This window comes from Nocardia wallacei (genome assembly GCF_014466955.1).
Lineage (GTDB): Bacteria > Actinomycetota > Actinomycetes > Mycobacteriales > Mycobacteriaceae > Nocardia > Nocardia wallacei.
Genome location: NZ_AP023396.1, coordinates 614,759 through 639,386, shown reverse-complemented (window position 1 = coordinate 639,386; position 24,628 = coordinate 614,759). Strand labels below are relative to the sequence as shown.

At 69.4% G+C, this 24,628-nt stretch carries 24 protein-coding genes; 11 read left to right on the top strand and 13 right to left on the bottom strand.

The window, feature by feature from the left end; all coding sequences use genetic code 11:
- Window positions 1-146 precede the first annotated feature (146 nt).
- Window positions 147-1,064, bottom strand: a complete 918-nt coding sequence (locus tag NWFMUON74_RS03000) for an aminodeoxychorismate lyase (RefSeq protein ID WP_187686474.1) — start codon at window positions 1,062-1,064, stop codon at window positions 147-149.
- A 162-nt stretch (window positions 1,065-1,226) separates the two neighbouring features.
- Here NWFMUON74_RS03000 and ygfZ point away from each other — a divergent pair, with 162 nt between their 5' ends.
- The 4 genes from ygfZ (at window position 1,227) to NWFMUON74_RS02980 (ending at window position 4,431) form a co-directional block, all read left to right on the top strand.
- Window positions 1,227-2,342, top strand: coding sequence for a CAF17-like 4Fe-4S cluster assembly/insertion protein YgfZ (gene ygfZ / locus NWFMUON74_RS02995; protein WP_232110812.1), 1,116 nt, complete (start codon window positions 1,227-1,229; stop codon window positions 2,340-2,342).
- Window positions 2,339-3,082 (top strand): MOSC domain-containing protein, encoded by a 744-nt coding sequence (locus NWFMUON74_RS02990; protein ID WP_187686472.1) that lies wholly within the window; start codon window positions 2,339-2,341, stop codon window positions 3,080-3,082. The genes ygfZ and NWFMUON74_RS02990 overlap by 4 nt, the downstream gene beginning before the upstream one ends.
- On the top strand, window positions 3,079-4,041 hold the full coding sequence (locus NWFMUON74_RS02985) for an asparaginase (protein WP_187686471.1): 963 nt from the start codon (window positions 3,079-3,081) through the stop codon (window positions 4,039-4,041). The genes NWFMUON74_RS02990 and NWFMUON74_RS02985 overlap by 4 nt, the downstream gene beginning before the upstream one ends.
- A gap of 174 nt (window positions 4,042-4,215) precedes the next feature.
- On the top strand, window positions 4,216-4,431 hold the full coding sequence (locus NWFMUON74_RS02980) for a DUF3073 domain-containing protein (RefSeq protein WP_187686470.1): 216 nt from the start codon (window positions 4,216-4,218) through the stop codon (window positions 4,429-4,431).
- Window positions 4,432-4,790: 359 nt separating this feature from the next.
- On the opposite strand, the gene purM is transcribed toward NWFMUON74_RS02980, so the two are convergent.
- Complete coding sequence (purM, locus tag NWFMUON74_RS02975; RefSeq protein WP_187686469.1) at window positions 4,791-5,891, bottom strand: phosphoribosylformylglycinamidine cyclo-ligase; 1,101 nt, start codon at window positions 5,889-5,891, stop codon at window positions 4,791-4,793.
- Window positions 5,892-6,084: 193 nt separating this feature from the next.
- On the opposite strand from purM, the gene NWFMUON74_RS02970 reads away from it, so the two are divergent.
- Both NWFMUON74_RS02970 and NWFMUON74_RS02965 read left to right on the top strand, forming a co-directional pair.
- Window positions 6,085-6,954 carry an alpha/beta fold hydrolase gene (locus NWFMUON74_RS02970; protein WP_187686468.1) on the top strand — a complete coding sequence of 290 codons (870 nt, stop codon included), beginning with the start codon at window positions 6,085-6,087 and terminating at the stop codon, window positions 6,952-6,954.
- On the top strand, window positions 6,941-7,552 hold the full coding sequence (locus NWFMUON74_RS02965; RefSeq protein ID WP_187686467.1) for a TetR/AcrR family transcriptional regulator: 612 nt from the start codon (window positions 6,941-6,943) through the stop codon (window positions 7,550-7,552). The genes NWFMUON74_RS02970 and NWFMUON74_RS02965 overlap by 14 nt, the downstream gene beginning before the upstream one ends.
- Window positions 7,553-7,573: 21 nt before the next feature.
- Here NWFMUON74_RS02965 and NWFMUON74_RS02960 read toward each other — a convergent pair whose 3' ends face one another.
- Window positions 7,574-8,110 (bottom strand): cupin domain-containing protein, encoded by a 537-nt coding sequence (locus tag NWFMUON74_RS02960; protein ID WP_187686466.1) that lies wholly within the window; start codon window positions 8,108-8,110, stop codon window positions 7,574-7,576.
- Between the two features lie 340 nt (window positions 8,111-8,450).
- Window positions 8,451-10,040 (bottom strand): amidophosphoribosyltransferase, encoded by a 1,590-nt coding sequence (purF, locus tag NWFMUON74_RS02955; protein ID WP_187686465.1) that lies wholly within the window; start codon window positions 10,038-10,040, stop codon window positions 8,451-8,453.
- Between the two features lie 112 nt (window positions 10,041-10,152).
- Between purF and NWFMUON74_RS02950 the strand changes: the two genes are divergently transcribed.
- Window positions 10,153-11,478, top strand: coding sequence for a YhgE/Pip domain-containing protein (locus tag NWFMUON74_RS02950; protein WP_425300471.1), 1,326 nt, complete (start codon window positions 10,153-10,155; stop codon window positions 11,476-11,478).
- Window positions 11,479-11,502: 24 nt separating this feature from the next.
- On the opposite strand, the gene NWFMUON74_RS02945 is transcribed toward NWFMUON74_RS02950, so the two are convergent.
- From NWFMUON74_RS02945 to NWFMUON74_RS02930, 4 genes are all read right to left on the bottom strand, one after another.
- Entirely contained in the window at window positions 11,503-11,889 is a 387-nt protein-coding gene (locus NWFMUON74_RS02945; RefSeq protein ID WP_425300472.1) for a sterol carrier family protein, read from the bottom strand.
- Window positions 11,890-11,938: 49 nt separating this feature from the next.
- Entirely contained in the window at window positions 11,939-12,811 is an 873-nt protein-coding gene (locus NWFMUON74_RS02940; RefSeq protein WP_187686464.1) for an RpnC/YadD family protein, read from the bottom strand.
- Window positions 12,812-12,898: 87 nt separating this feature from the next.
- Window positions 12,899-13,492, bottom strand: a complete 594-nt coding sequence (locus NWFMUON74_RS02935) for a CPBP family intramembrane glutamic endopeptidase (protein ID WP_232110811.1) — start codon at window positions 13,490-13,492, stop codon at window positions 12,899-12,901.
- Between the two features lie 57 nt (window positions 13,493-13,549).
- A complete protein-coding gene (locus NWFMUON74_RS02930; RefSeq protein ID WP_232110810.1) occupies window positions 13,550-15,307 on the bottom strand; it encodes an alpha/beta hydrolase in 1,758 nt (585 codons plus the stop codon).
- Window positions 15,308-15,446: 139 nt separating this feature from the next.
- Between NWFMUON74_RS02930 and NWFMUON74_RS02925 the strand changes: the two genes are divergently transcribed.
- Window positions 15,447-15,737 carry a YiaA/YiaB family inner membrane protein gene (locus tag NWFMUON74_RS02925; RefSeq protein ID WP_187686462.1) on the top strand — a complete coding sequence of 97 codons (291 nt, stop codon included), beginning with the start codon at window positions 15,447-15,449 and terminating at the stop codon, window positions 15,735-15,737.
- 13 nt (window positions 15,738-15,750) lie between these two features.
- On the opposite strand, the gene purL is transcribed toward NWFMUON74_RS02925, so the two are convergent.
- Window positions 15,751-18,045, bottom strand: coding sequence for a phosphoribosylformylglycinamidine synthase subunit PurL (purL, locus tag NWFMUON74_RS02920; RefSeq protein ID WP_187686461.1), 2,295 nt, complete (start codon window positions 18,043-18,045; stop codon window positions 15,751-15,753).
- Between the two features lie 160 nt (window positions 18,046-18,205).
- On the opposite strand from purL, the gene NWFMUON74_RS02915 reads away from it, so the two are divergent.
- Window positions 18,206-19,510 (top strand): glycosyltransferase 87 family protein, encoded by a 1,305-nt coding sequence (locus NWFMUON74_RS02915; RefSeq protein WP_187686460.1) that lies wholly within the window; start codon window positions 18,206-18,208, stop codon window positions 19,508-19,510.
- Here NWFMUON74_RS02915 and NWFMUON74_RS02910 read toward each other — a convergent pair.
- Together NWFMUON74_RS02910 and NWFMUON74_RS02905 are read right to left on the bottom strand one after the other, a co-directional pair.
- Complete coding sequence (locus NWFMUON74_RS02910; RefSeq protein ID WP_187686459.1) at window positions 19,462-20,757, bottom strand: M18 family aminopeptidase; 1,296 nt, start codon at window positions 20,755-20,757, stop codon at window positions 19,462-19,464. The genes NWFMUON74_RS02915 and NWFMUON74_RS02910 overlap by 49 nt on opposite strands.
- 254 nt (window positions 20,758-21,011) lie before the next feature.
- Complete coding sequence (locus NWFMUON74_RS02905) at window positions 21,012-21,449, bottom strand: MarR family winged helix-turn-helix transcriptional regulator (RefSeq protein ID WP_187686458.1); 438 nt, start codon at window positions 21,447-21,449, stop codon at window positions 21,012-21,014.
- A 46-nt stretch (window positions 21,450-21,495) separates the two neighbouring features.
- On the opposite strand from NWFMUON74_RS02905, the gene NWFMUON74_RS02900 reads away from it, so the two are divergent.
- Window positions 21,496-22,554 (top strand): substrate-binding domain-containing protein, encoded by a 1,059-nt coding sequence (locus NWFMUON74_RS02900; RefSeq protein ID WP_187686457.1) that lies wholly within the window; start codon window positions 21,496-21,498, stop codon window positions 22,552-22,554.
- Window positions 22,555-22,591: 37 nt separating this feature from the next.
- Window positions 22,592-23,662, top strand: coding sequence for an ABC transporter substrate-binding protein (locus NWFMUON74_RS02895; RefSeq protein WP_187686456.1), 1,071 nt, complete (start codon window positions 22,592-22,594; stop codon window positions 23,660-23,662).
- A gap of 4 nt (window positions 23,663-23,666) precedes the next feature.
- On the opposite strand, the gene purQ is transcribed toward NWFMUON74_RS02895, so the two are convergent.
- Both purQ and purS read right to left on the bottom strand, forming a co-directional pair.
- Window positions 23,667-24,344 (bottom strand): phosphoribosylformylglycinamidine synthase subunit PurQ, encoded by a 678-nt coding sequence (purQ, locus tag NWFMUON74_RS02890; protein ID WP_187686455.1) that lies wholly within the window; start codon window positions 24,342-24,344, stop codon window positions 23,667-23,669.
- The gene (gene purS, locus NWFMUON74_RS02885) at window positions 24,341-24,577 is read right to left on the bottom strand and encodes a phosphoribosylformylglycinamidine synthase subunit PurS (protein ID WP_187686454.1); all 237 of its coding nucleotides are present in this window, start codon (window positions 24,575-24,577) and stop codon (window positions 24,341-24,343) included. The genes purQ and purS overlap by 4 nt, the downstream gene beginning before the upstream one ends.
- Window positions 24,578-24,628: the final 51 nt, after the last annotated feature.

Here is a 24,628-nt window from a genome sequence, read left to right as displayed (position 1 = left end):
TCCCGCACTGCCGGTGCCCATGGGCCCTCCCTGCTGCCGTACTACGACGTGTCGTAGTAAAGGCTACGCCGGGCGGGCCGCAGATCAATGAGTCCTACACCACGACACACCGAGTGTTTCGCTGTGCGGTAACAGGTTCCGGTCGGCTACGACCAGTCGGCCAGGCTCCACGTGCGGGCGACGCCCCGCTCCACCAGCTCCGTGATCTCCGACGCGCACTCCGGCGGCGACATCCGCAGCCCGTCCAGCGTCGCCACCCGTGCGGCCAACGTCACGCTGCCCAGTAGCCAAACACTGTCGGCGGTAATGAGATCGGCGGTGAAGAAGGATTCGTAGCGGCAGTCCCACCCGGCCCGCTCCGCCTCGGCGAACAGCGCCCGCTGGGTGATCCCGGGCAGCACACCGTGCCGCGCCGGCGGCGTGATGAGTTGTTTGTCACGCTGCAGCACCACGGTCGATCGCGGGCCCTCCAGGACGCGGTGCTCGGTGCTGGTGTAGATGACGTCGTCGGCTTCCATCCGCGCGGCGAACCGCAGCGCCGCCATGTTGGTCGCGTAGGACAGCGTCTTGGCGCCCAGCAACAACCACGGCGCGTTCGGCGCCAGATCGACGGAGATGCCGCGCGAGAGCGTGATGACCGAAACGCCTTCGGTGCGCGCCTTGTGCACGCGCTCGGCGACGGGCACCACGAGCACGTAGGCGGTCGGCACCGGCGCTCGCTCGGCCGGCTTGCGCGACGCGGCCCGCGTGGTGGATTCGACGCCGTCGCGCCCCCGGGTGAGGATCATGCGCAGCATGCCCTCGTGCTCGCTGCCCCACTCCTTGGCCGCCGTCTCGACCGCAGTGCGCCATTGCCCCAGGTCCGGGTCGGGCAGGTCCAATGCCTCGGCCGAACGACGCAGCCGGGCCAGATGTAATTCGATCGCGCAGGGCTTGCCGTCCCGTACCAGTACCGTCTCGAAAACACCGTCGCCGCGCAGCGCGCCGATGTCATCCGCGTAGAGCAACGGCTCGTCCGGATCCCGGACGGTGCCGTCGAGTGCAACCAGAACTCGATCCACCATGCGCAGCAGCCTAGGCGAACCGGCGGTGCTATGAGGGGGTACCGAACCCGCGGTGGGCAACCTGTGAACCAACCCCGAGATCAGCCCCGTACGAGCAACTTTTTGGTGATCGACGACATCGCCGAGCGGCGGCGTACTCGGCGCACCGCATACAGTGGGTATGTGTCCGTGGTTCATCCGCCCAGCCCGTTGCTCACCGCGCCGGGGGCCGTCCCGGGCCCGCCGGAGTCGCCCGATGCCGCGGTCGCGTGGCATTACGGGGATCCGTTCGGGGAGCAGCGCGCCGCCGCCGAACGCGCCGCGGTCGTCGACCGCTCGCACCGATTCGTCCTCACCATCACCGGCGCCGAACGCCTGACCTGGCTGCACACCATCTCCAGTCAGCACGTGGCCCAGCTCGGCGACCGGCGCAGCGCCGAGAATCTGGACCTCGACCTCAACGGCCGGGTGCAGCACCATTTCGTCCTCACCGACCTCGACGGCACCCTGTGGATCGACACCGAGGGCGAGCGCGGGCCGGAACTGCTGAACTTCCTGCAGAAGATGGTCTTCTGGGCCGACGCCGACCCCGAAGCGGCGCCGGACCACACGATGCTCTCCCTGCTGGGTCCGAAGGCGCAGCAGATCGCCGATGCCGCGGGCATCGGCCCGCTGCCGTCCACGTACGCCGCGATCGCGCTGCCGGGCGGCGGTTTTCTGCGCCGGATGCCGTGGCCGACGGAGGACTCCTTCGACCTGGTGGTGCCGCGCGACCGCCTGGCCGAATGGTGGTCGCGGCTGACCGATGCCGGAGCGGCCCCGGCCGGACTGTGGGCGTTCGAGGCGCTGCGGGTGGCGGCGCTGCGGCCCCGGCTCGGCCTCGACACCGACGACCGGACCATTCCGCACGAGGCCCGCTGGATCGGCGGCGTCACCGAGCGCGGCGCGGTGCACCTGGACAAGGGCTGCTATCGCGGCCAGGAGACGGTGGCGCGGGTGCACAACCTCGGCAAACCGCCGCGGCGCCTGGTGCTGTTGCATCTGGACGGCTCGGCCGATTCCCGCCCGGTCACCGGTGATCCGATCACCGCGGGCGGCCGCCCGGTCGGCCGCCTCGGCACGCTCGTGGACCACTACGAGTACGGGCCGATCGCGCTCGCTCTGATCAAGCGCGCGGTGCCCGCCGACGCGAAACTCGAGGCGGGCCCGATGGCCGCGGCGATCGACCCGGATTCGCTGCCGCCCGACGACGAACCCCAGGCCGGCCGGATGGCCGTCGAGCGGCTGCGCGGGCGATGACCGACCCGCTCCCGCCGAGACGGCCGGGAAACGTCGGCACCGTGCTGGCCGTGTGCGTGCTGCACGCCGAACTCGAGGTGCCCGCGAAGGTGAGCCGGGTGGGCCGCACCGCCATCGACAAACGTCCTGTCCCGCACCGGGTTCCGGTGCGCCCGCTCGGACTCGAGGGCGATCACGTCTGTGATACCACCCATCACGGTGGCGTGCACCAGGCCGTGTACGCCTACGCCGAGGAGGACGCCCGGCGCTGGGGCAGCGAGTTGAACCGCACCCTGCCCGCCGGATGGTTCGGCGAGAACCTGCGGATCAGCGGCCTGCCGGTGAGCGACGCCGTGATCGGCGAGCGCTGGTCGATCGGCGACACCGTGCTGGAGGTGACCGCGCCGCGGGTGCCGTGCGCGACGTTCCAGCACTGGTCCGGCGAGCAACGCTGGGTCAAGCGATTCGCCCTGCGTTCCGACACCGGTGCCTACCTGCGGGTACTGACCGAGGGCAGCGTCGGCGCGGGCGACGAGGTGCGGGTGGACCATGTGCCCGAGCACGGCGTGACGGTCCGCGACCTGTTCACCGGCGCCGACCCCGGGCGGCTGCAGCGGCTGCTGGCGCTGGAGCCGACCGTGTCCGACGACGTGCGCATGCAGGTCGCCCGGCACACCCGCCGGCACACCACCCACCGCGACGCCACGCTGACCGGTCAGCACCGCGAGCGGCTGACGCCGGACAGCGAGGTCGGGTCGTGAGCATCGAACTGGTGGAGGTGGTGCGCTCGGGTTTCCGCGAGTGCGTGCACCGCGGTTCGCTGGTGATCCTGGCCGCCGACGGCGACCCGGAGGTCGCCCTGGGCGAGGTGCACCTGCCGATCTTCCCGCGCTCGACCAACAAGCCGATGCAGGCGATCGCGCTGCTGCGCAACGGTTTCGAGCCCGTCGACGACGCCGAGCTGGCCATCGCCACCGCCTCGCACTACGGCGAACCCGACCATGTGGAGCTGGTGCGGCGCCTGCTGGACCGCTTCGGTTTCGCCGAGGAGCAGCTCGAATGCCCGCCGGACCTGCCCGCCGACGAGGCGGCCCGGGCCGCGGCGCTGGCCGGCCGCGACCGCGCGGACGCCGAGCGCCGGATCTACATGAACTGCTCGGGCAAGCACGCCGCGATGCTGGCCACCTGCGTGATCAACGGCTGGCCCACCACCGGCTACCTGGACGCGGCGCATCCGCTGCAGCGGGCGGTGGTGGACACCATCACCGACATCACCGGCGAACCGGAGTCCGACCTGGGCATCGATGGCTGCGGCCTGCCGATCGTGCCGGTCTCCCTGGTCAACTTGGCGCGCGCCTACGCGACCTTCGCGACCGCCCCGCCGGAGACCCCGCAGCGCCGGGTCGCCGATGCCATTCGCGCGCATCCGCGAGTGATTTCCGGCACGGCCGGGCCGGACCTGCTGATCATGACCGCCACCCCCGGCCTGGTCTGCAAGATAGGCGCCGACGGGGTGCACGCGGGTGCGCTGCCGGACGGCCGGGCCTTCGCCTACAAGATCGACGACGGGCACGACCGCGCGCGGATGCCCCTGACGCAGGCAATTCTGCAGCGGATGGGGGTGGCGTGGACGGCCGAGCACGCCGCCCTGGCCGCACCCGCGGTACTGGGCGGGGGCGCCCGCGTGGGCATCGTCCGGGCAATCCCCGGCGTGCTGTAGCGCTTTCACCGACGTTGCGACAACCCGGCAAACCGGAGTGGATCGGGAGTCTTCTCCGACTCATGGAAGCGCGACCGCCGGACACACGCTAAAGTGTCTGTCAGGAAGAGTATTAATTCGAACGGGGCCGCCAACCACCCCAGGCCGCCCCGCAGTGACGCGAGGGGGTCAGCCATGGGCCGTGGCCGGGCTAAGGCAAAGCAGACCAAGGTCGCACGAGAGCTCAAGTACAGCTCGCCGTCGACCGACTTCGCGAGCCTTCAGCGCGAGCTCTCGGGGGGACACTCCCGCGACTCGCAGCGCAGCGGCGTGCTCTCGGACGAGTACGACGCGGACGACTCGCTGTCGCGCTGGGAGGACGAAGACAAGTACGACGACTGGCGCCGCTGACTCGGATCGACGTGCGAAGGGGGAGGCCTGAGGGGCCTCCCCCTTCGCACGTCGCCCCGTAACCAGCTCTCCTTCGCCGCCCCTTCGCCCAGCGCGCAAAGGTTCGCATCGCCGCCGCTGTCCGCGATCTCGACATCCGGACATCGGCGCGAATTCCGCTGTACCCGAACGGTTTTCACGCCGCGATTACCTCCGCCGAGGTCGGCCGCGCCCGATCATGCCGCCACTGCGACCGGTGCCGCCGCCACATCACCGCGCCTATCCAGCATCCCGCCGGCGCACACTCCGCAACCCCGGCCGGCGAGCGCGCTGCCATTCCGGCAACGCAGCCCTCCAGCAACCCTCGGCCGCGGCCGAACTCAGAACCGCGGATGCTCCCCCATCAACACCACCCGATCCGAATCGGTCTCCTTGGCCTTCTTGACCGTCCCCAGCGTCCAGCATTCGATGTGCCGGGCCGTGAGCACAGCCAATGCCCGCTCGGCGTCCTCGGGCGCCACCACCGCGACCATCCCGACCCCCATATTGAAGGTCTTCTCCATCTCGGCCCGCTCGACCCGACCGCGCTGCGCGATCAACTTGAAAACCGGAGCGGGACTCCACGTTCCGCGATCGAGCTCGGCGACCAGCCCACCGGGCAGCACCCGGGCCAGGTTCCCCGCCAGCCCACCACCGGTAACGTGCGCGAACGTCCGCACATCGGTCTCGGCGACCAGCGCCAGGCAGTCCTTGGCATAGATCCGGGTGGGCTCGAGCAGTTCCTCACCCAGCGTCCGCCCGAATTCCTCGACATGCCCGGTCAGTGACATCCGATCGATCTCGAGCAGCACGTGCCGCGCCAGGCTGTAGCCGTTGGAGTGCAACCCGGACGACCCCATGGCGATCACCACGTCGCCCGGCCGCACCCGGTCGGGTCCGAGCACCGCCTCGGCCTCGACGACCCCGATCCCGGTGGCGGAGATGTCGTAGTCGTCGGGCCCCATCAGCCCGGGATGCTCGGCGGTCTCACCACCGAGCAGCGCGCAGCCGGCCTTCACGCACCCTTCGGCGATGCCGGAAACGATCTGCGCCATCCGCTCGGGCACGACCTTGCCCACCGCGATGTAGTCCTGCAGGAACAACGGCTCGGCGCCGCACACCACCAGATCGTCGACGACCATGGCGACCAGGTCCAGACCGACGGTGTCGTGTTTGTCCAGCGCCTGCGCGACCGCGATCTTGGTACCGACCCCGTCGGTGGAGGACGCGAGCAGCGGCTCGGTGTAGTCGCCCTTGAGCGCAAACAGTCCGGCGAAACCGCCGAGCCCGCCCTGCACCTCGGGCCGGGTGGCCTTCTTGGCCAGGGGAGCGTACAGCTCGACCGCGCGGTCACCGGCCTCGATGTCCACGCCGGCCGCGGCGTACGAAGCACCGGCACCGAGGCCGTCCACACCGGCACCAGTCGGGGTCTGCTCAGTCATTTTCGGGGAAAGCTCCAAACCGAATCGGCGGATAGATGCCTGCTCACGCTACCGGAGCCGGATAACGAGACTGCACCGGTATTGGCTTACCGAGGCGAGAAATCGCGCGGATTCGACCGCCCGATGTTGACATACATACGGTATGTATGTGACTCTGTGCCCAGCTGGACCACACATCTTCGGGAGGCACGACATGGGAATCAGCAGCGCACTCGGCCCGGCCCACGAGGTCGAACTGCTGGGCAGGCACCGGATCCGCTACCACGACACGGGCTCCGGCGCCCCGGTCGTCTTCGTGCACGGATTGCTGGTCAACGCCGATCTGTGGCGGAAGGTGGTGCCCGGCGTGGCCGCCGCCGGGCATCGCTGTCTCGCGCCCGACCTGCCCTTCGGTGCGCATTCAATTCCGGTCCCCGCGGCAGACCTGTCCCCGACCGGCGCCGCCGATCTGATCGCCGATTTTCTCGAGCGGCTGGACCTGCGCGACGTGACCTTGGTCGCCAACGACACCGGCGGCGCGATCACGCAGATCATGCTGACGCGCGACCGCTCCCGCGTGGGCCGGGTGGTGCTGACCAACTGCGATGCCTACGACAAGTTCTTCCCGCAGCCCTTCGCGCCGCTCCCGCGCCTGGCCGCGGTGCCCGGCCTGCTGCGAATCATGCTGGAACTCATGCGGTTCCGGCCCGCGCAGCGGCTGCCGATCGCGTTCGGGCTGGTGGCCAAGCGCGCGGTGCCGCCGGAGATCGCGGACTCCTACCTGCTGCCCAGCCGGACCCAGGCGGCCGTCCGGGCGGATCTGGTGCGGTTCGTGCGCGGCGTGCACAAGCGCTACACCCTGGCGGCCGCCGAGCACTTCCCGGCACTGGATCTGCCGGTGCTGCTGGCGTGGGCGCCGGAGGACAGGGCGTTCAAGGTGTCGTTCGCCGAGCGGCTGGCCCGTGATCTGCCCGACGCCACGCTGCGGCTGATCGAGGACTCCTACACCTTCAGCGCCGAGGACCGGCCGGAGTTGCTCACCGAGTTGATCGTAGAGTTCACTCGGCTGCATGCCACGCCGTAGTCAGGAGGATCGCTCCCGCGCCACCCGGGCCGCGCTCGAGGACGCCGGTCGCCGGTTGTTCGCCGAACGCGGCTACGCGAGCGTCTCGGCCGAGCAGATCGTGACCGCCGCGGGAGTCACGCGCGGCGCCCTGCACCACCACTACGGTGACAAGCGCGGCCTGTTCCTCGCCGTGCTCGAACGGCTGGAGACCGAGAACACCGCCGAGATCGCCCGCGCCATCGCCGAATTGCCCGATCCCACCGATCTGCTCACGGCGATGGCGGTGGGTATGCGGACGTTCCTGGAGATCAGCCGCCGCCCCGAGACGGTGCGGATCGCCATGTCGGACGGCCTCACCGTGCTGGGCTGGCAGGGCTGGCGGGACATGGAGGCGCGGCACGGCTTGGGGCTGATCACCGACCAGTTGCAGCGGGCCGTCGACGCGGGCCTGGCGGTCCCGGTGCCGGTGCACGTGTTCAGCAAGCTGATCCTCAGCGCGGTCACCGAGGCCGGGATGATCGTCGCCCACGCCGACGACCCCGACACCGCCCGGCTGGAGGCGGAACAGTCCCTGCTGCTCCTGATCAGCGGGGTGCTACGGCAACCGGGCAGCTGAGCCCTGCCGCGCCGACGATCCTCATCCGGCGACACCGCACAGGGCGTAGCAGAAGACGAAGGGCACGTCGCCGTCGTTGAACCAGGCGTGCGGTGCGCCGTTCTGGATCACGCTGTCACCCGGGCCCAGGGAGATATCGGTCCCGTCGCCGAGACGCAGGCGGCCCCGGCCGGAGAGCACGACGACGAAATCGACGCTGTCGGTGCGGTGGATGCCGGGCGCGGCAGGGTCGAAGGCCGCCATCATCCCCGGCAGTTTCGCCTCCGCCTCCGCGGCGACGGCGGCCATGGCCTCCTCGGACAGGCCGGGGTCGGGGTCGTAGCTCAGGCCCGGCGGCACGGAGATGAATCCGAAACGCACGCCGCCCGGCCCCGGAAAGTAACTGGTCTCGGTGCGCGGCGGCATCCGATCGACGGGAAGTTCGGGTAGCTCGTCGAGTTCCCAGATCCGATACAGCTCGGCGCCGGGCAGCAGCGCCAGGGTCAACGGCTCGACCCGCTCGTCGGCCAGGACCCGGCCCCGTCCGGTTCCGTCGTCACCGACCACGATTCTGCGCATGGGGACCTCCTGGTGTAGTCGTCGCAACCAGCCGGACCGGATAACGAAGGCGCACAGGCGGATCCGGGCTCGGCCATGCGGACGGTAGCCGCCGAGCGGCGGGCACGGCTTGCCACGGAACGCAGGCACCTTGCCGACGCGCGCAGAATCGAACGGCGAGCACCCGGTCGACGTCCGGCACCGACCGGCCGGGTGCCCGCCTCGCGGTTGTGCCGCCGGATCCCGGGACCACACGGCGACACAACCGGATCGGGATCACCCGCCGTGGTCGGCGGCGAAGAGCGCGGCCGCGATTGGACAGCACCGCCGTACGGTGGCGAATATGTCGCGGCCGCAGTGATCAGGGACGGCTGAGCGCGCTCGCGTTCGCATTGTCGCCCAGCAGTTCCGACTCGCTCTTACCGGCGAGGATGCCCTCCAGCACATTCTTGCCGATGGCCGCCTCGGTGGGCAGCGGGATCGGGTAGTTGCCGTCGAAGCAGGCGCAGCACAGCCGGCTACTGGGCTGCTCGGTGGCGGCGATCATGCCCTCGATCGAGATGTAGCCGAGTGAGTCGGCGCCGATCGAGCGGCGCACGTTCTCCACCATGTCGTCCAGCGACTCGGTGTCGTCGGGGCCCGAGCCGTTGGCGATCAGCTCCGCCCGCGAGGCGAAGTCGATGCCGTAGAAGCACGGCCACTTCACCGGCGGCGACGCGATGCGGACGTGAATCTCCACCGCACCCGCCTCGCGCAGCATCCGGATCAGCGCGCGCTGGGTGTTGCCACGCACGATCGAGTCGTCGACGACGATGAGCCGCTTGCCGCGGATCACCTCGCGCAGCGGATTCAGCTTCAGCCGGATGCCGAGCTGGCGGATGGTCTGGCTGGGCTGGATGAAGGTGCGGCCGACGTAGGCGTTCTTCATCAGGCCTTGGCCGTAGGGGATCTCCGAGCCCTGCGCGTAGCCGACCGCGGCCGGGGTGCCGGACTCGGGCACCGGGATCACCAGATCAGCGGCGACCGGGTGCTCCCCGGCCAGGCGGCGGCCGATCTCCATCCGGGTGCCGTACACCGAACGGCCCGCGATGGTGCTGTCGGGCCGGGCGAGATAGACGTACTCGAACACGCAGCCCTTGGGTTCGGGGTTGGCGAAGCGTGACGAGCGCACGCCGTCGGCGTCGATCGCCAGCAGTTCGCCCGGCTCGATCTCGCGCACGAAGGACGCGCCCACGATGTCGAGTGCTGCGGTTTCGCTGGCGACCACCCAGCCGCGGTCGAGCCGGCCCAGGCACAGCGGGCGCACCCCGTGCGGGTCGCGCGCGGCGTAGAGGGTGTGCTCGTCCATGAACGTCAGGCAGAAGGCGCCGCGCAGCGTGGGCAGCAGCTCCATCGCCGCCTGCTCGATGCTCTTGTCGGCGGCGGCGTGCGCCAGCAGCGCGGTCATCACATCGGAGTCGGAGGTGGCCGACATCGAGCCGCCGGACAGCCGACCGCTGGTCAGCCCCAATTCGCGGGCGCGAGCGGCCAATTCGGCCGTGTTGACCAGATTTCCGTTGTGCCCCAACGCGAGTCCGGTGCCGACGGCGGTGGTGCGGAAGATCGGCTGCGCGTTCTCCCAGGTGACCGAACCGGTCGTGGAGTAGCGGCAGTGCCCGACGGCGACATGGCCGGGCATGGCGGCGAGGGTCTGCTCGTCGAACACCTGGCTCACCAGGCCGAGATCCTTGAACACCAGCACCTGCGAGCCGTCGGCGACGGCGATGCCCGCCGCCTCCTGGCCACGGTGCTGCAGCGCGTACAGACCGTAGTAGGTGAGCTTGGCCACATCCTCGCCCGGAGCCCACACACCGAAGACACCGCACTCCTCGCGCGGCTCGTTCTCGGGCTGGTCCGGAGCGGGTGTTCGTAGCAGGTCGGGGCTGTTGACCGACAGATCGGCGTTGGTCACCGTTTGCTCCCTGTTCGGCGGGCTGGGGGCAGTGATCATTCTACGGGTCATCCGTCCGAAACCTCGCGCGGGATCACCCGGTTGGCAGGCTGTTTGCTGCTACGGTTCGACCGTGGCGACTACCGACACTGCGGAACAGGGTCCCCCGGCACGGCATCTGACCCCGGTGAAATGGGTTTTCCCGGTGATCGTCATGACACTGCTGGCCTCGCTGCTGGGTGTGATGTATCTCGACTATGTCGTCGACCCGGAGAAGAACCTGCACGGGTTTCCGGTCGCGCTGGTGAATCAGGATGTCGGCGACACCCTGCCGGGCCAGGACAAGCCGGTGAACTTCGGCGATCAGGTGGCCGACGGACTGCGGCAGGCGGTGCCGTCGGACAAGATCGATCTGCGTGTGGTCGGGCCGGGCGAGGCGCAGTTGCAGATGCAGTCGGCGCAGGTGTACGGGACCATCTACATCCCGAGCGATTTCTCGAAGCGGTTGGGAATTCTCGGAATCGGCAGCGTCATCCCCGGCGACATCGAGCGGCCGATCATCACGCTGCAGACCAACCCGCGCACCGGCGCTTTCGCCACGGCCATCCTGGAGCGGTTCGGGGAGGAGGCGCTGACGCAGGTGCAGGCGCAGGTCGGCAAGCAGTTGACCGAGCAGGTGCGGGCCCAGCTGACACCGCCGCCGGGCGGTGCGCCCGCGCCGGAGTTGTCCGGTGCCACCCGGATCACGCTGGCCGCGCCGCTCGACATCGTGGTCGAGCAGTTCCGGCCGCTACCGGGCGGTTCGGGCGAGGGGCTGACCGCGTTCTTCTACAGCCTGCTGCTTCTGCTGGTGGGCATGGTCGGCGCGATGATCATCCATCAGCTGATCGACGCGGCACTGGGATTCCTGCCGACCGAATGGGGGCCGTGGTACGTGCACTATCCGCGCGCCTCGATCTCCCGGGTGCAGACGCTGCTGCTGAAATGGGCGGCCGTGGCGACGATGGCGGTGGTGGTGTCGGCGGCGCTGCTCGGTATCGGGAAGTTGCTCGGCATGCCCATCGACAAACCGCTGGCGCTGTTTCTCTACGGCGTGCTGGTGATGATCGCGGTGGGCTTCACCTGTACCTCCGTGCTCGCCGCCATCGGCACGTCCGGGCTGATCGTCAATCTGATCGTGTTCATCATCCTGGGCCTGCCCTCCTCCGGCGGCACGGTGCCGATCGAGGCGACCCCGAAGTACTTCGGCTGGCTGGCGAATTTCGAACCGATGCACCAGGTGTTCCTCGGCACCCGATCGCTGCTGTACTTCAACGGCAGCGGCGCGGCCGGCCTGACCCGCGGCATCTGGATGTCGGTGCTGGGCTTGGCAATCGGCCTCGCCCTCGGCCTCACGATCACCCGCTTCTACGACCACAAGGGCCTGGAACGCAAACCGCTCACCCCACGCCCGGCCTGACCCGGGGCCGGGCGCTCGCAGCGATCAGAGCGCAACCACCGGCAGCCACCGCGCGACCTCGGCGGCCCGCAACCCGGACGCGGTCAGCTTTCCCGATGCCACCGCGTCCTCGAACTCGAGCAGCCCAGTCGCCAGCAGCAGCCACGTCCGCGCATCGGTCTCCACCACATTCGGCGGCGTCCCCCGCGTATGCCGCGGCCCCTCGATGCACTGCACCGCCACGAACGGCGGCACCCGCACCTCCACCGAATGCCCCGGCGCACTGGCCGCCAACGCCCGCACACTCCCCTTCACCGCCGCCGCAAGCTCCCCCCGCCCCGGCGACCCCACCCCCTCATCCCGCAACCACCCCGCCACCGCATCCACAGCCCCTCGCAGCTCCACCGGATCCACCACAGGTCGTCGCACCACAACCCGAGATTAGCGGTGCCCCCGACCGCCCTACCGCCGATCACCCCCGCTAGCCCTCGAATACCTCATCCAATGTGTCGGCGCTCAACGCACGATCGGTCCAGGTGTCGAGTTGCTCGATATCGGTGCAGCCCTCCACCCGCTGGGCCACGGAGTCGGGGACGCTGAAACGGTGCCGCAGCACCTTCAGCAGAGTCTTCGCCTCTCCACGCGCCTCACCGCGCGCCTCACCCTGTGCTTCACCACGGTCGTAGTAGCGGCGGGCGAACTCGCTCTTGTACTCGTAGGTGCCGGTGCTCATGAGGGTCTCCAACATGTCCCGGGCCGCCTTGGGGAGTACGGCCATTACCAGGTCAATGTACATTTCACCGTTCGGAACGTCGACTATCGTGCTGGCGACGACCGAGAGGATCTTGTCTCGGGCGTCGTCGTTGCGGTGCGTGATCGCCGACAGGACGGTCATTTCGGGGTTTTCCAGAGCGGATGCGGGATCGGTGATTACCGGGACCTCCGTGGGGCCGATGACGACCGGGGTCAGTACGCATCCGGGGGCGAGGGGGATAGGCGTGCGGCACCATGCCGCGGTGCGATTGCTCGGGCAGACCACCAGCAGCACCACTGCGCACCGCAGGCGTGCGCGCAGGGTCGTGAGGTATACCGGCCAGCTCCACGGCTTGCCGGGGTCGGGGCGGAGTTGTGCCTCCACGACGATTGCCAGTGCCGTGGTGCCGTTGCTGGTCAACGCGATGACGGCATCCGCACGGTATTCGGTGGGGTCGATGTCGGGGAAGTCGCCGCCTTCGAGGCGGGCATCGGTGAACTCGGGTAGGGGTGTGTCCAACACGCGTTGCAGTAGTTCCGCGGCGAGCAAGGGGCGGTGGCGGAACAGGTCGGCCAAGACTTCGTGCATGGCACTGGGCATGGGGGGAGGGTATCGGGAGGGACCGCCAGAATTGGCGGCAAGTACGGTGTGGGACAACATCTTTCGGCGTGTTGTCGGCGAGTCGGGTCAGCGGCGGGGTGGGGTGCTTTCCGGAGCGGGAAGTTCGGTGGGGTTCAGATGTGTGGCGAGATGCGGGACCAGTGCGCCGCCTGCGTTGAGGGCGAGGTGGAGAAGGGCGGGGGCCGTTGTGCTGTCGGTGTGGCGGCGGAGGCAGGAGAAGATGCGGCCTGCGGCTGTGGTGGCGGCGATCGAGGCGAGGACATTGTCGCCGGTGGCGCGGGCCGGGTGGATGTGCCAGAGGCCGAAGGTCAAGGGACCGAGCCAGTTTCCGGCTGGAGCAAGAAGCGGGTCGAGGGTGGCTCGGAAGATCAGTTCCTCGCTGTAGACGGTGCCGACGGGGATGTGGAGGAGGACCCATTCGGTGAGGGGGACTTCCGGTGCGCGGTCGGTGAAGGTGGTGATGCGAGTGCGGAGGGGCGGAATCGCCAGGGCGGCAGCGTAACCGGCGAGGACGATCGCCCCCGCGCCCGCGCCCCAGCGGGCACCGCGGCGGGAGAGCCAGTTCGGGTGACCGTCGAAGGCGAGGGAGTATGTCGTCGCGAAGGCGGCGTTGGCGGCCGTGCGGCACCGGATCCCGAGTGCCAGGCGAGGCAGCAGCACATTGCTCCACAACAGTGGAAGTCCTACAGCGGCAAGTCTTCTCGTTCTACCCATAGCTCATTTCACCGCACGCTCGAATGCCTCGGACAACTCCAACTGGGTGCGGATGCGCTCGTGGATCTCCGGAGTCCAGTCCGGCGGCGGCAGCACGGCCGCCCAGCCGTCCAGGACCAGGCTGCCGTAATTGTGGCCGTGCCCGTCGCTGACGCCCTGGGCGTTGGTCAGGTCCACGGCCACCTGCCAGAATGTGACGAACGGCCACCACCGCATCTGCGACGATACGTCGGCCCCGCGCGGCTCGGACAGCCAATCCGGCTGCGAGAAGATCAGATCCGGCGACCACCACACGATGGGATCGGACGCGTGCTGCAGATACGCGATGCGCGGGCGCCGCCAATCCGCCGACGGTCTGCTCAGATCCGGTGCGACGGAACCGAACCGGACCACCAGCCCGTCGGCGTAGATCGGCTCCACCTCACGGGTGCCGGGGTCGCGGCGGTCGATGAACTGCCGCCACAGCCGATTCGAGTTCGGCGGCCCCACCCACAGCGCGCCGTCCACCTGGCCGCGCAGATCCGCGAGCCCGTCGAACGCCGACTCCGAGCCCTGCGACCCGAGACTCTCCCCGTACACCAGCAGCTTGGGCCGCGCCTCCGGCGGGCGCCGCGACCATGCCGCGTGGATGGCGTCGAACATCTTCTGCCCGGCCGCCGCCACCTTCTCGCGGTCGGCCAGGAACGACAGCACGCTCGGCAGATACGAGTACTGGGACGCGACGATCGCGGTGTCGCCGTGGTACAGGTACTCGATCGCCCCGGCCGTCTCCGAATTCACCCAGCCGGTGCCGGTCGTGGTGACCACCACCAGCACCTTGCGGTCGAAAGCGTGGGTGCGTTCCAGCTCCTCGACCGCCAGCTGTTCCTGTGTCACACCGTCTTCCGCCGAGTCCAGGCCGACGTAGACCCGAACCGGCTCACGCGCCGGTGCTTTCGTCACCGCGCCGATGCGGAACGCGTCCGGGCCGTGCGAGACGAACCACCGTCCCTCCGAACCCAGCGTCTCCCATTTCGCCAGCGACCCCGGGCTGCCGGAACGTTCGGGCCGCTGCGGCCGCACCGCGTAGTCGGACATCTTGTCGTTGCGCACGCTGAACGCCGAGTTGGCCACCGCGAAGAAGGCCCGCGTGGCCACACCGTTGAACAACGTCACGGCCAGCACGGTCAGCACGATGACGCCGACGGTCGGCGCGAATTTCGGCGGCACCCGCACCCAGCGGCTGAGCAATCGCGCGAAGAACCGCACCGTCTCGCGCAGGGTGCGGTACACCGCGACCACGATGACGCCGACGGTCAGGCTCAGCGCACCGGTGCGCAGGTACGCGGCGCGGGTGGTGCCCTCCATGTCCATCAGCGCGGAGATCTGCCGCTGCCAGTCCGCCGACAGCACCAGCATCCAGACGGCGATCAGCACGCACGCCGCCAGCACGACGAGTTTCAGCGCGTACCGCACCCGCAGCGGCGGCGTTGCGACCGGTAGCCGGGGCCGAATCCACTTGCGGAACAACCACTCCAGCAGACAACCCGCGCCGTACCCGGCCGCGGCGTTGAGTCCGCTGATGAGACCCTGGAACAGCCAGTCGCGCGGCAGCAGCGACGGCGTGACCGACCAGGCGAAGAACACCGTCGCCACGACGAGTCCGACATAGTTGAGCCCGACCACATCCGCCTCGACGCGGCGCAACAGCATGGCGGAGCGCCGGGCAGCCACGCCGCCGCGCGCACGCAGCGTCGTGAGAGTCTCGGCGGTATCGAGCACCCGTCAAGTATGGCGGCACCAGATCGGAAATCGGGGATCTCACCGCGTGAGCACAATAACTGGCGGCCCGGGAATTACCCAGCCGTAACCGGGTAGTTCTACGCGTTCCCGCGCGGCGCGCGACCGGCACGCTGTACCCATGAGCAACCCGAACGCACAGCAGAAGAGCACTCCCGCTTTTCTCGCGCAGGCCGCTATCGCCTTCGGCGTCAGCTTCTTCGCGGCCTGCGCGGGCATCTTCTATCTACCGCTGGACATCTGGCAGCGCGGCTTCCTCCTGATGGCCGTGCTGTTCCTGGTGAGCAGCACCTTCACTCTCGCCAAGGTGGTCCGCGACCAGGTCGAGACGGCCAAGGTCACCCACCGCATCGACGAGGCCCGCATGGAAAAGCTGATGGCCGAGCATGATCCGTTCAAGATGATGAGCTGACCACCATCCGCGATCAGCTCGCGTGGAGCCCGAACAGCCGCGGCAGCGTGCCCTCGAAGGTTTCGCGCAGCTCGTCGAGCGTCACCGTGAACTGACCCTGGACCTCGACGGAATCCGAGCCCTGGTCGACCACGCCGATGCGTGCCCACGGCAGGCCGCGAGCGGTGCACATCTTGGTGAAGCGGGTCTCCTCGGTGCGCGGCACCGCGACCAGGACGCGGCCCGCGGACTCGGAGAACAAGGTGACGAACGGGTCGGCGTCGTCGGGAAGCAGGACGCGGCAACCGGTTTCGCCGGCGAGCGCGGCCTCCACGACCGACTGCATCAGGCCGCCCTCGCTGAGATCGTGGGCGGCGCTGATCATTCCGTCGCGGGAACCGGCGGTGAGCACCTCGGCGAGCAACTGCTCGCGGGCCAGATCGACCCGCGGCGGTACGCCACCGAGGTGGTCGTGTTCGACCTGCGCCCAGATGGAGCCGCCGAATTCGTCGCGGGTGTCACCGAGCAGGATCAGCGTCTCGCCCGGCTCGGTGCCCAGCCCGGTCGGGATGCGGCGGTGCACATCGTCGATGACACCGAGCACACCGACCACCGGTGTCGGCAGGATCGCCGTCTGCCCGGTCTGGTTGTAGAAGCTGACGTTGCCGCCGGTGACCGGGATGCCCAGCGCCGCACAGCCGTCCGCGAGCCCGCGCACGGCCTGCTGGAACTGCCACATCACGCCCGGATCCTCCGGTGAGCCGAAGTTCAGGCAGTTGGTGACGGCCTTCGGGGTGGCGCCGGTGGTGGCGACATTGCGGTAGGCCTCGGCCAGCGCCAGCTGCGCGCCGGTGTACGGATCGAGCTTGGTGTAGCGGCCGGAGGCGTCGGTGGCCAGCGCGATGCCGCGGCCGGACGCCTCGTCGATGCGGATGACCCCGGCGTCGGCGTGCTCGGCCAGCACGGTGTTGCCGCGCACGTAGCGGTCGTACTGCTCGACGATCCAGCGGCGACTGCACAGCTGCGGGCTGGCGAGCAGTTTCAACGCGGTAGCGCGCAGCTCGTCGCCGGTTGTCGGGCGCGCCAACGCATCCGGGACATCGGCGATCAACGCGTCCTGCTCCTCGGGGCGCCGCACCGGGCGCTCGTAGACCGGGCCCTCGTGGGCGACGGTGCGCGGCGGCACATCCACCACGGTCTCGCCGTGCCAGGTCACCACCAGGCGATCACCGTCGGTGACCTCGCCGATCACGGTGGCCAGCACGTCCCACTTCTTGCAGACGGCGAGGAAGGCGTCGACGTTGTCCGGGGTCACCACCGCGCACATGCGCTCCTGCGACTCGCTCGACAGAATCTCCGCCGGAGTCATATCGGCCGCGCGCAACGGCACCCGATCCAGCTCGACGTGCATGCCCCCGTCGCCCGCCGCCGCGAGTTCGGAAGTGGCACAAGACAATCCGGCCCCGCCGAGATCCTGGATGCCGACTACCAGGCCGGCGTGGTACAGCTCCAGACAGCACTCGATGAGCACCTTCTCGGCGAACGGATCGCCCACCTGCACGCTCGGCAACTTCTTGCGGCCCGTGCCCGACTCGTCGCCGGAGAAGGTGTCCGAGGCCAGCACCGAGACGCCGCCGATGCCGTCGAGCCCCGTCCGCGCGCCGAAAAGAATGATCTTGTTGCCCTGCCCGGAGGCGAACGCCAGGTGCAGATCCTCCACCCGCATCACGCCCGCGCACAGCGCGTTCACCAGCGGATTGCCTTGATAGGACGGATCGAAGACGGTCTCGCCGCCGACGTTCGGCAGTCCCAGCGAATTGCCGTAGCCGCCGACACCGCGCACCACACCGTCGACCACGCGCCGGGTGTCGGGATGGTCGGCCGCGCCGAACCGCAGCTGGTCCATGACCGCGATCGGCCGCGCGCCCATGGCCATGATGTCGCGCACGATGCCGCCGACACCGGTCGCCGCGCCCTGATACGGCTCGACGTAGGACGGATGATTGTGGCTCTCCACCTTGAACGTGACCGCCCAGCCGTCGCCGATGTCGACCACGCCCGCGTTCTCGCCGATTCCGGCCAGCATGGCCTGCCGCATCTCGTCGGTGGTGGTCTGCCCGAAATAGCGCAGATGCACCTTGGAGGACTTGTAGGAGCAGTGCTCGCTCCACATCACCGAGTACATCGCCAGCTCGGCCTCGGTCGGGCGGCGGCCGAGAATCTCCCGGATGCGGGCGTATTCGTCGTCCTTCAGGCCCAGTTCCTTGTAGGGCTGGGGGGTATCCGGGGTGGCTGCGGCGGCGCTGACGGTGTCGACGGGGACAGTCACGGTGGGTACCAAGGTCCTTTCGGCCGGGCATACGACGGGCAACCGGCAGCGGCGCCGGGTGCGACGTGAGGCTCGAGCGGGCGGGGAGACCAGCTCAGTCTAGTGTGTGGCAAACCCCACCCGACCAGGCAGCCGACCGGTGCCGGGATACGCTGATCAAGTGACAGATCGATCCAGGGTCGCGGATCCGGACGAAGCGCCGGTGACTGCCGCCGAGGGGGCCCTCACAGCAGGTCTGACAACTCGTCAGCTACGTCTGCTGCTGATCGCAATCGCCCTGTTCGCGTTGTCGGCGATCCTCTCCTTCGTCTTCAAGCTATGGCATGGCTACATCGACCTGCAGGTGTACCGCAACGGCGCCCGCGTCTGGCTCGACGGCGGCGACCTCTACGGTCCGATGCCGAAGTCGGGCGGGATCGGCCTGCCGTTCACCTATCCCCCGCTGGCCGCGCTGGTGTTCACGCCGCTGGCCGTACTGCCGCTGGGCGCGGCCGAGGCTCTGGTGCTGGTGATTTCGCTGGCGAGCCTGGGAATCACGTTGTGGCTGGTGCTCATCCGATTACGCCCGAACCTGGAGCGCCCGACCCGGCTGGCCCTGGTGATCGGCGCCGTGGCCGTCCTCGGTCTCACCGAACCGGTACGCCAGACCTTCAACTTCGGGCAGATCAATCTGATCCTGATGGCCGCGATCGCACTGGACGCGCTCGTGCGCAAGCCGTTCTGGCCGCGCGGCATGCTGATCGGAATCGCGGTGTCGGTCAAGCTGATTCCCGGCGCCTATCTGCTCTATTTCCTGATCCGCCGTGATTGGCGCACCTCGATCACGCTGGTGCTGTCCGCGATCGGGGCGGTCGGCCTGGGTTTCCTGCTGTTCCCGCGGGATTCGGCGGAGTACTGGTTCACCACGCTGTGGGATACCGACCGCATCGGCCCGGCGTCCTATGCCGGTAACCAGTCGCTGAAGGGCTTCGCGTTCCGGCTCGGGGTCTCCGACGGCACCGCGACCCTGATCTGGATCATCCTGTCGCTCATCGCCGTCGGGCTCGCCGCGCTGTGGATGAAGCGGCTGCTCGACGCCGGAGCCGAGATCGCCGCGCTGCTGGTGAACGCCGCGGCCGTGCTGCTGATCTCACCCATCTCGTGGTCGCACCACTGGGTCTGGGTCGCGCCCGCGCTGCTGACCGCGGTCGCCGCGCAGACCACGCGCGGCACGAACGGCCTTCCGCCGCACCATCCCCGGCGCGGCCGGGTGTACACCGGCATCCTCGCCGCGATCACGGTCATGTTCTTCGTCGGACCGCACTGGCTGCTGCCGCACCAGAACGATCAGGAGGCCCGCTGGTCGCTGTGGGAGCAGCTGATCGGCAGCAGCTACGTGCTGGTGACCTTCGCGATCCTGGCGATCGGCGCGCTGGCCTACCGCCCGCCCGCCGGGGTCAGGAACGCCGCCAGCGCCGCCGAGTAGGACCGCACGTCCGCCGCGCCCATCAGTTCCCGCGCCGAATGCATCGCCAGCTGCGGCGCTCCGACATCGACGGTGGGCATGCCGGTGCGGGCCGCGGTCATCGGTCCGATCGTCGAGCCGCACGGCAGATCGGCGCGATGCACGTAGCGCTGCAACGGCACCCCGGCCTGCGCGCAGGCCAGCGCGAACGCGCCGGTGCCGACCGCGTCAGTGGCGTAGCGCAGATTCTGGTTCACCTTCAACACCGGCCCGCCGTTGACCTCGATGCGATGCGCGGGCTCGTGCCGATCCGGATAGTTGGGGTGCGTCGCGTGCGCCATGTCCCCCGAGGCGCAGACCGAACCGGCCAGCGCCGCGAGATACTCCGACCGGCCACCGCCGCGGGCCAGCACGATCCGTTCCAGCACCGCGGGCAGCAGGTCCGATTGCGCGCCGCGGTCGGACTGGCTGCCGACCTCCTCGTGATCGAACATCGCCAGCACCGGCGTCGCGGCGCCCGGCTCGTCGGCGGCGGCCAGGAAGGCCCGCAGACCCGCATAGCAGGTGCCCTGGTTGTCCAGCCGGGGCGCGCTGAGCAGGTCGAGGTCCCGGCCGACCAGACGGCTCGGTGCCAGATCGTGGGTCATCAGCTCCCAGCCCAGCACCGCGCCCGGATCGATCCCGGCCTGCTCGGACACGTAGGCCAGGAACGAGCGCGGCTCCTCCCCGACCCCCCAGACGGCGTTGACGTGCCGCTGCGGGTCCAGGCTGACGCCACGGCGATCCTCGGACAGATGGATGGCCAGCTGCGGCACCCGAAGCAGCGGTTCGTCGATGCGGACCAGCCGCTCGGTCACCGCGTCGCCGTCGCGCACCGTGAGCCGCCCGGAGATCCCCAGCTCGCGGTCGAGCCAGGAATTCAGCCACGCGCCGCCGTAGGGTTCCAGCCCGACCAGCTGCCACCCCGATCCCGCCAGATCGGGGTGCTGCTTGACCCGCAGGTTCGGGCTGTCGGTGTGCGCGCCGACCACCCGGAACGGATGCGCGGCCGCGTCGGCCGCGGACCCGGCCCACGCCACCAGCGAACCGCCGCGCACCACGAAGTACCGCCCGTCCGCGCCGCCGCTCCACGGCCGCGGCTCGGGCAGTTCGGTGAAGCCGTGCGCGGTCAATTCCGTTGCGACGGTGCGGACGACGTGGAACGGGGAGGGCGAGGCGTCGACGAAGGCACACAGCCCGGACGCCGTCGCGGTGGTCGAGACCGTCATACCGGCGATCCTAGAGCCCGCCGCGCCAGGGCCGGTCGTCCCGTACCCCCGGGGACTTGTGTCACCATTGTCCACCGGAACTGCGAACGGAACTCGGCCCGCGAAATAAAATTTCGCGCGGCAAATAGCATTCGACCCCCGAATGACCTGATCTTTCGAGTGCTCGAAAACATAGGATGATTGACCGGGGCAGCGGGAAACACCGTCCGCATCCGGAAACTCCCGGTGGCCGGAAAGCGAAAGCGGACGACGACTCAGTCGGCCACCGGCACGTCGGTCACCATTTCCAGCAACCGCAGCAGTTCGGCATGGCTGCGGGCGCCGATCCGCTTGCGCAATTCCTCCTCGGCCCGGCTCTCCTCGCAGCGCACGGACTCGACCAGTTCCGTGCCGCGCTTGGTGAGGCCGATGAGGATGCGGCGGCGGTCGTCCTCGGCGGCGATACGGAAGATCAGACCGCGTTCGGCGAGCGCATCGGCATGGCGGGTGGCCGAGGAGGGCGGCAGCTGCGCGCGGGCGGCCAGCTCGCTCATCGTGACGCCCACCTGATCGGACAATTTCGACAGCATCGCCCATTGATCGGCCGAAAGTTGCCTGGCACACAATGCCGCATCGAGGTGACGTAACCAACTGCGTTCGGCGGCCCGCAGCGCTCCATGCAGCGTCGCAAATCCGCCTACAATGGTCGACATATTTTCCCGCCCATCATTTTCGCTCTGACGAGAAGAAGGGTACCGAATGTTCGCCTCGCGCGAGACCCCGGACGATGTTATCGAGGTTCTCGACATCGTCCCACTACAGGGATCCGGTGGAATTATCGGCCCCTCCGTCGATGCCGCAATCTCCCTGGCGGTCGATGAAATCAACGGCGGCACAGGAATTCTCGGACGGGAAGTACGGGTCACCACCATCGACGGCGGGCGCGCCCCGCACGAGGTGGCGCGCGAGGTCTCGGCGCTGCTGGCGACCGGGATGGTGCACGCGATCACGGGCTGGCACATCTCGGCCGTCCGCCGGGCCGTGGCCCGGGCCGCCGACGGCCGGGTGCCGTACCTCTTCGCGACCATCCACGAGGGCCTGCCGGACGAGATGCCCGGGGTGCTCATGATCGGCGAGGACCCGCAGGGCCACATCCTGGCCGCCATGGCGTGGTTGCGCCGCGAGTACGACGTGCGCCGCTGGGCCCTCGTCGGCAACGACTACATCTGGCCCCGCGCGACCGCGGCGGCGGTGCGCACCGCTCTGGCCGATCCGGCGTCGCTCGTGCTGGAGCGCTTCGTGCCGCTGGGCACCACGGACTTCGCGCCGTTCCTCGCCGACCCGCGCCTGGACCGGGCCGACGGGGTCATCATGCTGCTGGTCGGTTCCGACGCGGCGCGGTTCAATCGCCAGTTCGCCCACACCGGCCGCGCCGCGCGGCAGGTCCGGGTCAGCCCGGCCGTCGACGAGACCGTGCTGCTCGCGGCCGGCGCCGAGGCCAACGAGAACCTCTTCGTCTCCTCGTCGTTCTTTCCCGATTCCGAACGGGTGCACCGCTATCGGCGGCTGCACGGCCCGTTCGCGCCGCAGCTCACCTACTTCGGCAATACCGGCTACGAGGCGATGCACACGTTGCGCGCGGTCGCCGAGACCGTGGGCAGCTTCGATGTGCCGCGCATCCACGCGGCGCTGACCGCGGGCGCGGTGCTCGAAACCCCCTCCGGGGAGTGCCGATTCCGGGGCAACCAAGCGGTGCAGTCGGCGCAGATCGCCCGGGCCGACGGCGTCGATTTCCGGATACTGGGCCGGATCAGCTGACAACCAACGCTCGGCAACGGATGCGTAAACTCTCGTTATGGGAACGCCGGTGGTCGACCCCGACACCTTCGAGATCCTCAATGTCGTACCGCTACGCGGATCGGGCGGCATCATAGGCCCGTCCTGCGAGGCCGCCGCCGGACTCGCCGAGACCGAGATCAACAGCGCCGGTGGGGTTCTCGGCCGCGAGGTGCGCATCACGACCGTCGACGGCGGCAACTCCCCGGGCGAGATCGCGCGCGAGGTCTCGGCGTTCCTCGCCACCGGCATGATCGGGGCGGTCACCGGAATCCCCATGCCCGACGTCCGCGCCGGTGTCGTGCACGCCGTCGACGGCCGGGTACCCGCGCTGTTCGGGATCGGCGACGACGGCCAGTTCGGTTCCCGGCGCGGGGTTTTCATGATCGGCGAGAATCCGGGCGCGCAGACCGTGGACGCGCTGAACTGGCTGTACCGGGAGTTCGGGGCGCATCGCTGGGCGGTGGTGGCCAGCGACTACATCTGGTCCCGGCGGATGATCCCGGCCCTGCACCGCATGCTCGACCGGCCGCACACGATCGTGGCCGATTTCGTCTTCCCGCAGGGGTGCGCGAATTACGACGCGGCGCTGACAGATCCGCGGCTGGATCACGCCGACGGGGTGATCGTGCTACTGGTCGGCGGCGACGCGGCGCGCTTCAATCGCGCCTTCACCGACAGCGGCCGCGCGGGCCGGCAACTCCGCACCGGCCCGACCGCCGACGAGAACCTGCTGGCCGCGGGCGGTCCGGCGGCCAACGACAACTTCTACGTGCCCTCCAGCGTGATCCCCGACCCGCGCCTGCGACCCGATCGGGAGCGGATCGCCCGCTATCGGCGGCTGCACGGCAGCTTCGCGCCCTCGTTCAGCCGCTTCGCCACCTGCATCTACCAGTCCCTGCACACATTGCGCGCGATGCTCGCCGCGGTGGGCTCCAGCGATGTCGAACGCATTCACACCCGGATCGACACCGGCATGGTGTTCGAGCACAACGCCGGGGAATTCACGCTGCGCGGCGACCAGCTGCAGCAACCGGTCCGGATCTTCCGGGCCAACGGCGCCGAATTCGAGATGCTGCTGCGGGTCTGAGCGGTCAGGCCGAGACCAGCGAGTCGATGACCGACAGGAAGATGCCCAGCCCGTCGTCGCTCGGCCCCGTCAGCGGTTCGGTGGCGTGCTCGGGATGCGGCATCAGGCCGACGATGCGGCCGTCGGCCGAGGAGATTCCGGCGATATCGCGCTGCGAACCGTTCGGATTGTCACCGGCGTAGCGGAAGACGACGCGGCCCTCGCCCTCGAGTTCGTCGAGCACCGGCTGGGTGGCCTGGTAGCGGCCCTCGGCGTTCTTGACCGGGACGAGAATCTGCGCGCCCGGCTCGTAGCGGGAGGTCCAGGCCGTGTCGGTGCGCTCCACCCGCAGCCATTCGTCGCGGCAGACGAAGTGCAGGCCCTCGTTGCGGGTCAGCGCGCCGGGCAGCAGACCGGCCTCGCACAGCACCTGGAAGCCGTTGCAGATGCCGAGCACCGGCATACCGCGTCCGGCCGCCGCGACGACCTCGCCCATCACCGGCGCGAAGCGCGCGATGGCGCCGGCGCGCAGGTAGTCGCCGTAGGAGAAGCCGCCGGGGACGATGACCGCGTCGACACCCGCGAGATCGGCGTCGGCGTGCCAGAGGCTCACCGCCTCGGCGCCCGCCAGCCGCACGGCCCGCGCGGCGTCCACATCGTCCAGGGTGCCCGGGAACGTGATGACCCCGATCCGCGCACTCATGGCAGCCGAACCACCTTCCAGTCCTCGATCACGGTGTTCGCCAGCAGCGCCTCGGCGATCTTCGCCAGCTCGGCGTCGTCCACGCTGTCGTCCACGTCGAGTTCGAATCGCTTGCCCTGCCGCACATCCGAGACACCGGGAAAACCCAGGCGCCCGAGCGCGCCGACGATGGCCTGACCCTGCGGATCCAGAATCTCGGCCTTCGGCATCACCTCGACCACGACACGTGCCACGCGCTGCTCCTCACGCTGCTGGGGGATTACCTGAACAGCCTAATCGGGGCG